We start from the raw sequence: 12,844 nt of genomic DNA on the forward strand, positions 1-12,844 counted from the left end.
ACTTTTAACCTTTGAAATTTAGCGAATTAGCTAAATTTAAAAAGCAAAATTTATTAGCCACCCTGCCCTTAGGCAAGGTGAGCTTTATTGATTTTAAAAAAACCTTCACTTACAGCCTAGCGTCAGCCTCTGGGTAGATATTTTTTATATCATAAACCAAGTGGCCTTTTAGGTTGAGCTTTTTAAATTCATTGTGAGCTACGGCGATCACGATGCAGTCGTAGTCGTCTAGGTTATACTCTTTTACTAGATCAAAGCCGTACTCGTGTTTTACCTCAGCGCTATCAGCCCAAGGATCAGTCACATCGACCTTGCAGCCAAAGTCTTTTAGCTCATCAACCACGTCTATAACGCGAGAATTTCTTATATCTGGGCAGTTTTCTTTAAATGTCATACCAAGAACAAGCACGCGCGCTTTGTTGATAAGCACGCCTTTTCTTATCATTAGTTTTATCACTTGATCGGCTGCGTATCTGCCCATATCATCGTTGATGCGGCGACCTGCTAGGATCATTTCAGGGTTGTAGCCTACCTCTTGAGCTTTGTGAGTTAGGTAGTATGGATCTACGCCGATGCAGTGACCGCCAACTAGTCCTGGACGGAAATTTAAGAAATTCCACTTAGTACCTGCAGCCTCAAGCACGTCGATAGTGTTGATGTGAAGCTTTTCAAAGAGCATCGCAAGCTCGTTTATAAAGGCGATGTTAATGTCGCGCTGAGTGTTTTCGATGACCTTTGCAGCCTCTGCTACTTTGATGCTTGAAGCTTTGTGAGTGCCAGCTGTGATGATAGAGCGGTAAATTTCATCGACCTTGTCTGCGATCTCTGGAGTTGAGCCACTTGTGATCTTTTTGATCTTTGTCACTGTGTGCTCTTTATCACCTGGGTTTATGCGCTCTGGAGAGTAGCCGCAGAAGAAGTCTTTGTTAAATTTAAGCCCACTCTTTTCAAGAAGTGGCACGCAAATTTCTTCTGTAACGCCTGGATAAACGGTGCTTTCATAGACAACGATGTCGCCTTTTTTAAGCACTTTTGCCACGCTCTCAGTCGCTTTTACCACTGGAGTTAGATCAGGGCGTTTGTTCTTATCTATCGGAGTTGGGACGGTTACGATGAAGAAGTTGCAACTTCTGATGTCATCTAAATTTAGGCTAAATTTCATGCCATTATCGATCGCTTTTTTCATCTGCTCGTTGCTAAGCTCAAGCGTTCTGTCATAACCACTTTTAAGCTCTTCTATACGTTTTGCATTTACGTCAAAGCCGACTACTTCGTACTTTTCACTAAAAGCTGCTGCTAGTGGAAGTCCCACATATCCAAGTCCTACTACTGCTATTTTCATTTCTCTTTCCTTTTTAAAATTTTTGGTTTTATTATTTCTACACGTTCATAAATTCTTATCTCTGCGCCCACGCCTTGTGGGGTTACGATCTTAATGGGGCTAATGCCAGGCAAAATTTGAGTAAATTCATAATAAATTTGCCTCTTTTTATTTTTGCCATTGCAAGGCTTAAGCGGCACATCTTCTGCGCTAAATTCATAATAAACCCCGCTTTTATCCTCTTTTTTATCTAAATGTCCGCCCTCTAGCATAGCAAATTCACAATCCGTTTGCACCTCTTTAAAAAATGCAACTTCATATTTAAAATAATCATGTGGCATCTTTGAGATGGGCAGCTCAAAAACCTGCTCTTGCATCTTTGCTTCACTTTTGCCTGCCTCATCGCTAGCTAAAAGCGTAAAAGGCAATAAACAAGCCATGAGAGATAAAATTTGCTTCACGCTTTGACACCTATCTGAAAATACTTAAAGCCGTGTTCAGCTAAAATTTTAGCGTTATACTGGTTGCGTCCGTCAAATATGACAGCATTTTTTAGTCTCTCTTTGATCTCCATAAAATCAGGCGATCTAAACTCGCTCCACTCTGTCACAAGCACCATAGCATCGGCGTTATCAAGAGCATCATATTTATTTTTAGCATATTTTACATCTAAATTTGGCATATATTTTTTAGCTTCTTCGCTTGCTTTTGGATCGTAAGCGACCACTTTTGCGCCAGCTTCGTCTAAAAGCTTTATCAAAGTTAGCGAGCTAGCCTCTCTCATATCATCGGTATTTGGCTTAAACGCAAGCCCCCAAAGTGCGATCGTCTTGCCCTTTAGATCGCCGCCAAAGAAGTTATAAATTTTATCAAATAGAACTCTTTTTTGAGCCTTATTTCTTGACTCGACCGCGTTTAAAAGCTCTGGCTCAAAGCCATTTTGTCTAGCTGTGTAGATGAGCGCCTCGACGTCTTTTGGAAAACAGCTACCGCCATATCCGCAGCCTGGGTAGATGAAGCTATATCCGATCCTTGAGTCACTGCCGATGCCTTTTCTAACTAAATTTACATCAGCGCCTACGCGTTCGCAGATATTTGCTATCTCGTTTATAAAGCTTATTTTGGTTGCCAGCATCGAATTTGCAGCGTATTTTGTCATCTCAGCTGATTTTACGTCCATACAAATGAGCCTGTCGTGGTTTTTCATAAATGGCTCATAAAGCTCTCTCATCACGCTAAAGCCCCACTCGCTGCTAGCTCCGATAACAACGCGATCTGGCTTTAAAAAGTCCTCGACCGCCGCGCCCTCTTTTAAAAACTCTGGGTTTGAGACGACTTCAAATTTAACCTCTACATTTCTCTTTTTAAGCTCAGTCTCGATCACCTCGTGCACCTTAGCTCCAGTGCCCACTGGAACGGTTGATTTATCGACAACTATTAGCGGTTTGCTTAAATTTTCTCCGATAGATTTTGCAACTGAGAGGACGTATTTTAAATCCGCCTGTCCATCAGCGCCCATAGGTGTGCCAACTGCGATAAATAGCACATCTGCATGCTCTAGCGCCTCGGTTATCTGCGTGCTAAATTTAAGCGAGCCATTTTTATAGCACTCACTCACGATATCAGCAAGCCCTGGCTCATATATAGGCACGACGCCATTTTTTAGCGCCTCGATCTTTTTGTTATCGACATCGACGCAGATCACGCTGTTGCCCATCTTAGCAAAGCATGCGCCACTTACTAGTCCAACGTATCCAGTTCCGATTACTGCTATTTTCATGCTTATCCTTAAATTCTCTTTTCCCACTCAAGGGCGGTTTTTATGATGAGCGCCAGATCGTCTCTTTTTGGCTTCCAGCTTGTTAGCGAGCGTAGTTTGCTTGCGTTTGAGATTAGGATAGCTGGGTCGCCGTCCCTTCTTGGCACGTTTAGCACTTTAAAATTTACTCCGCTTACTTTTTTTGCGGTCTCGATGACCTCTTTTACGCTAAATCCCCTGCCATATCCCACGTTAAAAGTTTCGCTGCCATTTTGGCTGATATACTCAAGTGCGCTTATGTGGGCGTCTGCTAGGTCGCTAACGTGGATGTAGTCTCTAACGCATGTGCCATCTTTTGTTGCGTAGTCATCGCCAAAGATACCCATGCTCTCGCGCTTACCAAGGGCAGTTTGAACGGCTACTTTGATAAGGTGCGTGGCGTTTGGATAGTTTTGACCGATAAGCCCCTCCTCGTCTGCGCCTGCGACGTTAAAGTAGCGCAAAATCGCAAATTTGAAATTTTCATTTGAAGCGGCGTAGTCTTTGATGATCTGCTCGCTCATGAGCTTGCTTCTGCCGTATGGATTTATCGGATTTGTAGGTGTTGTCTCGCTCACCTCTGCCACGTCTGGCTCGCCATAAACTGCGGCAGTTGAGCTAAATATAAATTTATTTACATTGTAAGTTTTTGCGTATCTTAGCACTCTTGCGACGTTTGCGGTGTTGTTTAGATAGTATTTTAGCGGCTCGCTCATGCTCTCAAAGACCTCAATAAACGCTGCAAAATGGATAATCGCATCAAATTTGCCATTTGCGAAAATTTCGCTTAGATCATCCTCTAAATTTGCATTTATAAATTTGAAATTTCCTATTTTTTGGAGTGCCTCAAGTGCTTTTTGTGAGCCCTTGCAGAGATTGTCGATGATGGTTATCTCATCTTTGCCTTGCTTTAAAAGTGCTTTTACTACGTGGCTGCCGATGTATCCAGCTCCACCTGTTACTAAAATTTTCAAGTTTAAGCCTTTCATTAAAAGTGTGTAATTTTATCAAAAATAGAGTAAAGCAAAAGTAAAGCAAGGTTAGTTTTTAAAATTTGCCTAAAAGCTGCAAAATAGATATTTCTCTTTATAAATTTAAAATAGACTTACAATCTATTTTAAATTTAATCTTTATAATCCTTCATCTACAAAAAAGGATAAAAAATGGAAGTCTCGATATTAAATTTACTACCTATTAAGCAAGGCGGTGACGCAAAAGCTGCCATAGACGCAGCCGTTAGACTAGCTATTTTTGCCGAGGATATCGGCATGAAGCGCTACTGGGTCGCCGAGCATCACAATATGAGAAATTTAGCAAGCTCAGCCACGCAGCTCATCATCGCGCACATCTTGGAGCACACAAAAAGCCTGCGCGTGGGCTCTGGCGGTGTGATGCTGCCAAACCACAGCCCCTACTCTATCGCCGAGCAGTATGCCACTCTTGAGACGATATTTGCAAACCGCGTAGATCTTGGGTTAGGCAGAGCTCCAGGGACTGACCAAGATACAGCCGCAGTGCTTAGACGAGGAGCTAGAGAGATAGAATTTGACCTGCAGATAAACGAGCTAATGGACTATTTTAACGCCAAAAGAGCCGTAAAAGCCTATCCAAAAATTGAAAAATTTCCGCCCATCTACATACTTGGCTCAAGCATATATAGCGCATACGTGGCAGCTGAGTTTGGGCTGCCTTACGCCTTTGCGTCGCACTTTGCACCACGTGCGCTAGAAAAAGCAGTAGAAATTTATCGTCAGAATTTCAAGCCATCCCACTTTCTTGCTGCTCCTTATGTCATCGCAGGAGCAAACATGATAATAGCTCAAAGTGACGAGCTAGCAAAGAGTTTGGCAACTACTCAAACGCAGTTTTTCTTAAACGTAGTAACTGGCGAAAAAGAGTATTTGCAACCACCAAAAAAAGATAACGACGAGGTCTTTGCTGCCTCTTGCAAAAGAGGCGCCAAGGCTCCACATTTTGGACCGATCGACTTTAGGCAAATAGAGCTAAAAAATAGAGAAAGAATCGTCACCGAAGAGATGATGGCGTGCTCTTTCATAGGCTCAAAACAAAGCGTTAAAGAGCAAATTTTAGAGTTTCAAAATAGACTTGAAGTCGATGAGATCATGGCTCAAAGTTTCATTTTTGATGAGGAGGCGCAGCTTAGCTCTTTTAGGGCGTTAAAAGAGATCGCGGACGAAATTTAATCCTCTCTAACCCTTAAAAATATAGGAAATCTTGGCTTGCCATTAGAGGTTAAATTTTGAAATTTATATGTGATGATAGAGCCTATCTTTGGGGGATTTGTGCGCTGCTCGTCGCTTAGTCCTGAGCCTATTTTAAAGATAGTGCCCTCTTTTGGCTCGCCAGCTTTTTCTCTATCATCTTTGCCACCAAGCGCTTTGCAAGTAAGCGAGCCAGCAAGATTAGCGTATTTGCCGCCGCCTTTGTTTATAGAGATCACCTCGCACTCAGCGTCTTTAAATTTCTTAAATTTAAGTGCATTTTTGCTTCGCTTTCGCTCGTAGGGCGCATTTGGCTCACGCACGACTGCTCCCTCGCCACCTTTTGCGATGATACTTTCAGTAAATTTTAAAAACTGAGCGTTATCACGCATTTTTGTCTGTTTTATGATGATTAAATTGTCATTTGGCTCATTTTTTAGAAATTTAGCCAAAACTTCAAGCCTATCAAGCAAGCCGCCACTTGCCTCTGGCACGTCAAAAACGTGAAATTTAAGCCTGCTCCACGCCCTTTCATCTGGCAGCTTATCCATCACGGTCGCTTGGATTTCTTCAAATTTAAGCTCCTTTGCATAAAGCTCGCCATCAAGTGCAAAAATTGGGAAATTTTTAGTAAAACTTAGCGGTGCATTTAGCTTTTTGCCCTGCCTTGAAAGCAAATTTTCTCCGTCCCAGTAGGCACGCACGCCATCAAGCTTCTCGCTAGCTAGCCAGCCACTGACGTTTTGATCTTTAAATTCGCTAAGGCGCAGCAGCTCAAACTTGCCCTGCCCTTCTCCAAAGGCAAAGCTAAGGCAAAATGCTAAGAAAAGGGCTATAAATTTCAAATTTTTATGCCATAAAACTCGCTATACCACTCGACAAATTTAGCCACGCCGTCATTTACCTTTGTATTTGGCTTGTAGTCAAAGTCAGCCACCAAGTCGCTCACGTCTGCAAATGTCGCTGGCACGTCGCCTGCTTGAAGTGGGAGAAAATTTTTCTTGATCTCGCGGCCGATCTTTATCTCAACTGCCTTAATGTAGTCCATGAGCTCAACTGGGCTGTTGTTACCGATATTATAGACCTTAAACGGCGCTTTTGAAGTGGCAGGGTCTGGGTGCTTTGCGTCCCAATTTGTATTTGGCTTAGCTGGGTCGTCGATGCACTTGATGATGCCCTTTACGATGTCGTCCACGTATGTAAAGTCGCGCTTCATCTTGCCGTAGTTAAAGACGTCGATGCTCTTATCTTTAAGTGCGGCATCAACAAACAAAAATAGCGCCATATCAGGGCGTCCCCATGGTCCATAAACCGTAAAAAAGCGAAGTCCAGTCGTTGGCACGTTAAATAGATGGCTGTAAGTGTGCGCCATCATCTCATTGCTCTTTTTGGTCGCTGCGTAGAGGCTTATAGGGTGATTGACCCCCTCGTGCGTAGAAAATGGCATGTTTTCATTTAGGCCATAAACCGAGCTAGAGCTTGCATAGACTAAATTTTTGATCTCATTGTGGCGGCAGCACTCGAGGATATTCATAAAGCCTGTTATATTGCTGTCGATGTAGGCTTTTGGATTTATAAGCGAGTAGCGAACACCAGCTTGTGCGGCTAAATTTACCACTACGTCAAATTTCTCTTTTGCAAAAAGCTCTTTCATTGTCTTTTCATCAGCGAGGTCAGCTTTTATAAATTTTAAATTTGGATGCGTTTTTGATGTGATAAGCTTGCCGTAATCTATCTCGCTCACGTCAAAGCCAGCCGTTTTTAGGCGTGCAAGCTTTAAATTTACGTCGTAATAGTCATTTATCACGTCATATCCAACGACCTCATCTCCGCGCGCCACAAGGGCATTTGCAAGGTGAAATCCTATAAATCCAGCTGTTCCAGTTACTAAAATTTTCATATTTTTCCTTTCATTTTGACTTATTCGTCGTCTAAATTTATCTCAGGCACTTTCTCTTCAAAAAGTGTCTTACTCTTTGGCTCTTTTGGCTTTAGATCGCTTGCTTTTTTAAGCAGACCGCCCAGCATATCGCGGTTTAGCTCCTCTTTGCTAATCGGCCTTACATCATCAAATTCGCTAAATTCCAAAGCCTCTTTATCTACCTTTATCTCGTAGTCTAGCTGTCCGCTAAGCCTTGCTAGCTCGTCACTTATCGCGGCACAAAAGACCTCTCTATATCCTCTATGAGCGCAGTTTTTGGCTAGAAATTCGCTCATCACATTTAGGTAATTTACATAGTCATCTTGCAAGATATTTGCCTGCAAAAGCTCAAATTTTAAAAAGAGCCAGTAGGTGTTAAGCACGTCACTTTCGCAGTATTCGTTTATCTTATCAAGCTCGCCTGCGTAGTATAGCTCAAGCACCTGATCGCCGTGCACGTCGTATTTGCCAGGTAAATTTAAGCTAGCGCAAAGCGTATCGAGCTTTAGCCCTCTCACGCTTCCAAAATCGCTTATAAAATCAAGCAAATCAAGGTGAAATTTAGGCGAATACCTTGCTCTATAATTTTCCCATTTGTTTTTGTTTAGCTCTTTGTTTTCGCTCTCATAATATGCCGCTGCGTTTAGGTTGTAGCGCATCGCACGCACCATTAGCATCGGCAGGTCAAATCCACGGCCATTAAAGCTAACAAGCCTTGGGTTATAATCATTTATAAATTTTAAAAATTTAGCGATGATCTCGCGCTCGTCCTTGCCCTCCATCGTGCTGACTTTTAAAAATTTGCCGTACTCATCGGCCATCACCGCAGAGATCGCCACAACTCTATGAAACATCACAGGCAAAAACTCACTCCCACTGGCCTCTTTTTGCAAGGCCATCGCCTGCACGCTCACATCTTCGTCGCTTCCATCGATGCCGTAAATTTTTCTTATCAAATTTGCATCAGGTATCGTCTCGCAGTCAAAGACGCAGATGTAACTTTTCGCCATTTTAGCCCTTTTTTAAGCATTTTTTTTTAAAATCATACCAAAAATTTATATTTAAAGTAGCCAATGCAAGATAAAAATCAACTAAAAATAGCCATCGTAAAGCTTTCGGCACTTGGGGACATCGTCCATGCAGCCATCGTGCTTCAGTTTATCAAAAAGCACTGCCCAAATGCCCATATCACGTGGCTAGTTGATGCCCGTTTTGCAAGCCTTTTAAAAGATCATCCGCTTATCGACGAGCTAGTCATTTTGCCACTTAAGGAGAGCTTTAAAAAGAGCTACAAGATCATAAAAACGCTTGGCAAATTTGACAAGATCATCGACCTGCAAGGACTTTTCAAATCAGCCGTCGTCGCAAAACTACTTGGCAAAGAAATTTATGGCTTTAGCAGAGAAAGCGTCAAAGAAAAGATCACAGCCAGGCTTTATAGGCATAAATTTAAGATCGACTACAACGAAAATATCATAGTTAGAAACCTAAGCCTCGTTGGATACGCCTTAAATTTTAGCTTTGAAAAAAGTGAAATTTTAGAAAAATCGCCCTGCTTTGAAATTTGCAAAAAATTTAAAAACGAAAGTGGCAAAAAACGCGTTTTAATCGCTGCCTTTGCAAGCGAAGAGAGCAAAATTTATGATAAATTTAAAGATGTGATCAGACTGCTTGAAGGTTGCGAAATTTACCTTTGCTACGGGAGTGAGAGCGAAAAAGCAAGGGCTGAGGCGATCATTTCAGGCACCTTTGCAAAACTGCTTGAAAAACTAAGTATAAAAGATATGATAGATTTTATCGCAAGCTGCGATCTAGTAATTGGCAACGATAGTGGTCTAACGCACCTTGCATGGGCTGTAAATAGGCCTTCTATCACGCTTTTTGGCAACCGACCAAGCCACCGCAATGCCTATGTCACGGACAAAAACTTAGTTGTTGATATGGGCAAGGAGATAGATGCTAGAAGTATCGATAAAAACGACTTTTGCATAAGAGAAATTTACCCTGAAACGGTTGCAAATTTCGCAAAAAGGTTGCTAAATGGATAGGCTCTATCTAGCTGGCTTTTATACCTTGAAATTTCTTATATTTATATTGCCAAGCTCCCTTCAAAACATGCTTGCTAAATTTTTAGCATTTGCGTTTATGAAGCTTAAAAAAAAGCGTTTTCACATCGTGATGACAAATTTAAACCTCGCTTTTGGTGAGACAAAAACCAAAGAAGAGAAGCTAGAAATCACCAAAAAATGCTACTATAACTTTGCAAAATATCTTGGTATAAATTTCATCCTCAATCAAAACACGACAAAACAAAAGATACTTAAGCAAGTTGTTTTTAAAAATGAGCACTTTTTGCTTGATGCGATGAAGTCTGGCCGGCCTATCATCGTCACGACTGCGCACTTTGGACAGTGGGAGATATTTGGTCTGGCTGTCGCAGCTCATTTTGGGCCATCTTCAGTGCTTGGCAGAAAGCTTGATAGCAGTGTCATGGATAAAATTTTAAGGGCAAACAGAGCGCAGTTTGATGTGGAGCTAATCGACAAAGATGGCGGCGCAAAAGATATCTTAAAAGCGCTGAAAGCTAGGCGAATAGTAGGAATTTTAGTCGATCAAAATACCGCGCCAAAAGATGGCATAAAGGTGCAGTTTTTTGGCAAAGATGTGCTTCACACGCCGGCTGCAAGCGTGCTAGCTCAAAAGACAAATGCCCTTATCATAAACGCATTTATCTACCAAAAAGGTGAAAATTTAAATGAAATTTGCTTTGAGCAGCCAATAGATATAAGCACATTTGATAAAGAAGATGCTGTGCAAAAAGCGACGCAGATGCAGTGCAGTGCGTGCGAAGAGATGGTTAGAGCAAGGCCAGAAGAGTACTTTTGGTTTCACCAAAGGTTTAAGAGATTTTACGAAAATGAGTATAAATGCTAAGTGTTGTCATTTTGACTTTTAACAGCGAAAAGTACCTAAAAGAGGTGCTAGATAGCGCTAAATTTACTGATGAGATCATCGTGGTTGATAGCGGCTCAAAAGATAGCACAAGGCAAATTTGTGATGGCTTTAGCAATGTGAAATTTCACGAGCAAGCTTGGCTTGGATTTGGCGCGCAAAAGCAAAAGGGCGTGGATCTAGCCAAAAATGAGTGGGTCTTTGTGCTTGATAGCGACGAGGTGATTACAGACGAGCTTAAAAATGAGATCATTGGCACGCTAAAAGAGCCTAAATTTATGGCTTACAACGTTGCTAGGCTAAATTTTTTCTTTGGCAAAGCAATAAAAAATATGGGACTATATCCAGACTACACGGTGAGGCTTTTTAACAAAAATTTTGCCAAATTTGATGGCAGAGCCGTGCATGAAAAGGTCGTTTTAAATGACGGCTCGCAAAGGCTTGGAGCGCTTAAAAATCACTTCTTGCACTACGCGTATGAGAGCGTCGAGCAGTTTATCGCCAAGCAAAATCGCTACTCAAGCATGGGCGCAAAAAAAAATTTGCTAAAGGCGCTTACAAGCCCGGCTTGGACATTTTTTAAGCTTTATGTGCTAAAAGGTGGCTTTAAAGATGGCTTTGTGGGCTACATTATCGCTAGACTTTACGCCCAGTACACATTTTGGAAATATATAAAATGAAAATACTTGTAATTAAATTTAGAAACATCGGCGACGTGCTTTTGACAACGCCGCTCATTGAAAATTTGCACCACTACTACCCAGACGCGACCATCGACTTTGCCCTAAACAAAGGGACAGAAGCGATGATAGAAGGCAATCCTTACATAAATAAAATTCACATTTACGATAGGCAAAGTGCAAATTCTGGCTTTTTTAAAAAGCTAATGACCGAGCTAAAATTTATAAGAGCGATCAAAAAAGAGAAGTACGATATGGCGGTGCAAACAACCACTGGAGACCGCGGCGTCATCATCTCAAAATACGCCAAGATCAAAAAGATAGTTGGCTTTTTAGGCAAGCACAAGGCGATAAATAAGCTTTTAAGCGTAAAGGCAAAATACTACGAAAATTTCTCTCACACGGTCGATCTAAATTTAAACGCGCTAAGAGCTTTAGGTTTTGAGCCAGTGAGCAAAAAAGTGAGCGTCTTTTCAGACGAGAGCGTGGAGCATCTAAATTTACCAAAACGCTTTGTGCACGTGCATCTAACAAGCCGCTGGATGTTTAAATGCGCAAACGACGAGAGCATGGCAGAGCTCATAGACTACTGCGAAAACGAGCTTGGCGTAAAAGTCGTGATAACAAGCGACAACAAAGAAAATGAGCTAAATAAGCTTGCAAGCGTGCTAAAAATTTGCAAAAGCGAGCCTATAAATTTAGGCGGCAAGCTAAGCCTAAAACAAACGATCGCCCTTTCAAAGCGCTCAAGCCTCTTTATCGGCGTCGATACTGCCATCATGCACATAGCTGCTGCAAATGACGTGCCAGTGATCGCCTTTTTTGGCCCTAGCGGAGCTTTTGAATGGGGACCTTGGGATAATGACTTGATGCAAAATGGCTACACAGCGCAAAATGGCATCCAAAGCATGGGCAAGCACATCGTCTATCAAAAGGACTGGGGCTTTGTGCCTTGCGATAAAGAGGGCATAAAAGAGCACGGTGTTGAGAATACTTTAATGGACTTTAGCGATGAGATGCCAGAGATAAAAGAAAAGATAAAACAAATTTTAAAAGGAGAAATATGAAATCACTAATTACCCCCCCCCATTTTATCACTAGAGACTACTCTCACATAAAACTTAGCTATGTTACGCATTTTTATTGCGATCAAAACGATATAAACTCTGTTCTAAATTTATTAAATGCTTATGCTAAATATGATCCGGAATTGCTGGATATTATGGAATTTGTCATAATAGATGACGGCTCGCCATTAAAATATGAAATACCAGATTTCAATCTAAATTTACGCTGGATAAAAATCAATGAAGACATAAAATGGAACCAAAGTGGAGCAAGAAATTTAGGAGTTCTAAGCGCAAAAAGTGATAAATTGATAATCACAGACTTAGATCATATCTTTTATGAAGACACATTAAAATTTATGGCAACCTATAATTTTAAAGAAAAAGAAATCTACAAATCTAGACGTACCCATATTCATAGAAATGGTTTTGTAGCAGGCAACTATCCTGGTGCAGGAAATATATATGCAATGAGCCGAGGTGATTTTTTAAAATATTTTGGCTATGATGAAGAATTTGCTGGAAACTACGGCTATGAAGATAACTTTTGTGCTGAATATTTTGATGCACTTGGTTTTAAGAGAAAATACATTACAAAGAAAAAATATTTTTACAGGGAAAGAGACGATAACGATGTTAACCATAAAAGCTCATATCACTCATTAAACAGAGATGATTCACAAAATAAAATAATTTATGAAAAGAAAAAAGAAAAAATGAAGAAGTATGGTGCAATGGTAGCACATTCAAGAATATTTCTAAATTTTACTTGGCATGTTTTAAGCGAACAGTTTAGAAATAACATCCCAGAAAATACTATAAAAAAGAAATTTTGGTTTTTGAATTGGAGATGATAAATTTACGATAAGATTCACTGATATTT

13 protein-coding genes are annotated in these 12,844 nt (G+C 41.1%); 6 read left to right on the forward strand and 7 right to left on the reverse strand.

Annotated elements, in window-relative coordinates; all coding sequences use genetic code 11:
- Nucleotides 1–109: 109 nt before the first annotated feature.
- The 4 genes from CYP05_RS06245 to galE are packed head-to-tail and all read right to left on the reverse strand — an operon-like array spanning nucleotide 110 to nucleotide 4,093.
- Nucleotides 110–1,342: a nucleotide sugar dehydrogenase gene (locus tag CYP05_RS06245; RefSeq protein WP_002939912.1), complete on the reverse strand. Its 1,233-nt coding sequence runs from the start codon at nucleotides 1,340–1,342 to the stop codon at nucleotides 110–112.
- Nucleotides 1,339–1,782 (reverse strand): ecotin, encoded by a 444-nt coding sequence (locus CYP05_RS06250; RefSeq protein ID WP_103642331.1) that lies wholly within the window; start codon nucleotides 1,780–1,782, stop codon nucleotides 1,339–1,341. Before CYP05_RS06250 ends, CYP05_RS06245 begins: the two co-directional genes overlap by 4 nt.
- Nucleotides 1,779–3,101, reverse strand: a complete 1,323-nt coding sequence (locus CYP05_RS06255) for a UDP-glucose dehydrogenase family protein (protein ID WP_103642332.1) — start codon at nucleotides 3,099–3,101, stop codon at nucleotides 1,779–1,781. The genes CYP05_RS06250 and CYP05_RS06255 overlap by 4 nt, the downstream gene beginning before the upstream one ends.
- 8 nt (nucleotides 3,102–3,109) lie before the next feature.
- Nucleotides 3,110–4,093 (reverse strand): UDP-glucose 4-epimerase GalE, encoded by a 984-nt coding sequence (gene galE, locus CYP05_RS06260; RefSeq protein WP_103642333.1) that lies wholly within the window; start codon nucleotides 4,091–4,093, stop codon nucleotides 3,110–3,112.
- Between the two features lie 189 nt (nucleotides 4,094–4,282).
- Here galE and CYP05_RS06265 point away from each other — a divergent pair, with 189 nt between their 5' ends.
- On the forward strand, nucleotides 4,283–5,323 hold the full coding sequence (locus CYP05_RS06265; RefSeq protein WP_103642334.1) for an LLM class flavin-dependent oxidoreductase: 1,041 nt from the start codon (nucleotides 4,283–4,285) through the stop codon (nucleotides 5,321–5,323).
- Here CYP05_RS06265 and CYP05_RS06270 read toward each other — a convergent pair.
- The 3 genes from CYP05_RS06270 to CYP05_RS06280 are packed head-to-tail and all read right to left on the reverse strand — an operon-like array spanning nucleotide 5,320 to nucleotide 8,272.
- Nucleotides 5,320–6,186 (reverse strand): DNA ligase, encoded by an 867-nt coding sequence (locus CYP05_RS06270; protein ID WP_103642335.1) that lies wholly within the window; start codon nucleotides 6,184–6,186, stop codon nucleotides 5,320–5,322. The genes CYP05_RS06265 and CYP05_RS06270 overlap by 4 nt on opposite strands.
- Entirely contained in the window at nucleotides 6,183–7,241 is a 1,059-nt protein-coding gene (locus tag CYP05_RS06275) for an NAD-dependent epimerase (protein ID WP_103642336.1), read from the reverse strand. The genes CYP05_RS06270 and CYP05_RS06275 overlap by 4 nt, the downstream gene beginning before the upstream one ends.
- Before the next feature lie 20 nt (nucleotides 7,242–7,261).
- Nucleotides 7,262–8,272 (reverse strand): 3'-5' exonuclease, encoded by a 1,011-nt coding sequence (locus CYP05_RS06280; RefSeq protein ID WP_103642337.1) that lies wholly within the window; start codon nucleotides 8,270–8,272, stop codon nucleotides 7,262–7,264.
- Between the two features lie 63 nt (nucleotides 8,273–8,335).
- Between CYP05_RS06280 and waaC the strand changes: the two genes are divergently transcribed.
- The 5 genes from waaC to CYP05_RS06305 are packed head-to-tail and all read left to right on the forward strand — an operon-like array spanning nucleotide 8,336 to nucleotide 12,815.
- Entirely contained in the window at nucleotides 8,336–9,310 is a 975-nt protein-coding gene (gene waaC / locus CYP05_RS06285) for a lipopolysaccharide heptosyltransferase I (protein WP_103642338.1), read from the forward strand.
- Nucleotides 9,303–10,196, forward strand: a complete 894-nt coding sequence (locus tag CYP05_RS06290) for a lipid A biosynthesis lauroyl acyltransferase (RefSeq protein ID WP_103642339.1) — start codon at nucleotides 9,303–9,305, stop codon at nucleotides 10,194–10,196. The genes waaC and CYP05_RS06290 overlap by 8 nt, the downstream gene beginning before the upstream one ends.
- On the forward strand, nucleotides 10,190–10,894 hold the full coding sequence (locus CYP05_RS06295; protein WP_103642340.1) for a glycosyltransferase family 2 protein: 705 nt from the start codon (nucleotides 10,190–10,192) through the stop codon (nucleotides 10,892–10,894). Before CYP05_RS06290 ends, CYP05_RS06295 begins: the two co-directional genes overlap by 7 nt.
- Nucleotides 10,891–11,961, forward strand: a complete 1,071-nt coding sequence (gene rfaQ, locus CYP05_RS06300; protein WP_103642341.1) for a putative lipopolysaccharide heptosyltransferase III — start codon at nucleotides 10,891–10,893, stop codon at nucleotides 11,959–11,961. The genes CYP05_RS06295 and rfaQ overlap by 4 nt, the downstream gene beginning before the upstream one ends.
- The gene (locus tag CYP05_RS06305; protein WP_103642342.1) at nucleotides 11,958–12,815 is read left to right on the forward strand and encodes a glycosyltransferase family A protein; all 858 of its coding nucleotides are present in this window, start codon (nucleotides 11,958–11,960) and stop codon (nucleotides 12,813–12,815) included. The genes rfaQ and CYP05_RS06305 overlap by 4 nt, the downstream gene beginning before the upstream one ends.
- Nucleotides 12,816–12,844 lie beyond the last annotated feature (29 nt).

The organism is Campylobacter concisus (assembly GCF_002913545.1).
GTDB classification, from domain to species: domain Bacteria; phylum Campylobacterota; class Campylobacteria; order Campylobacterales; family Campylobacteraceae; genus Campylobacter_A; species Campylobacter_A concisus_AV.

Excerpts from the sequence above, each read along its gene's own strand:
- CYP05_RS06245 (WP_002939912.1), bottom strand. The coding sequence starts at position 1,342 with ATGAAAATAGCAGTAGTAGGACTTGGATATGTGGGACTTCCACTAGCA.
- CYP05_RS06255 (WP_103642332.1), bottom strand. The coding sequence starts at position 3,101 with ATGAAAATAGCAGTAATCGGAACTGGATACGTTGGACTAGTAAGTGGC.
- CYP05_RS06265 (WP_103642334.1), top strand. The coding sequence starts at position 4,283 with ATGGAAGTCTCGATATTAAATTTACTACCTATTAAGCAAGGCGGTGAC.
- CYP05_RS06275 (WP_103642336.1), bottom strand. The coding sequence starts at position 7,241 with ATGAAAATTTTAGTAACTGGAACAGCTGGATTTATAGGATTTCACCTT.
- CYP05_RS06280 (WP_103642337.1), bottom strand. The coding sequence starts at position 8,272 with ATGGCGAAAAGTTACATCTGCGTCTTTGACTGCGAGACGATACCTGAT.
- waaC (WP_103642338.1), top strand. The coding sequence starts at position 8,336 with ATGCAAGATAAAAATCAACTAAAAATAGCCATCGTAAAGCTTTCGGCA.
- CYP05_RS06290 (WP_103642339.1), top strand. The coding sequence starts at position 9,303 with ATGGATAGGCTCTATCTAGCTGGCTTTTATACCTTGAAATTTCTTATA.
- CYP05_RS06295 (WP_103642340.1), top strand. The coding sequence starts at position 10,190 with ATGCTAAGTGTTGTCATTTTGACTTTTAACAGCGAAAAGTACCTAAAA.
- rfaQ (WP_103642341.1), top strand. The coding sequence starts at position 10,891 with ATGAAAATACTTGTAATTAAATTTAGAAACATCGGCGACGTGCTTTTG.
- CYP05_RS06305 (WP_103642342.1), top strand. The coding sequence starts at position 11,958 with ATGAAATCACTAATTACCCCCCCCCATTTTATCACTAGAGACTACTCT.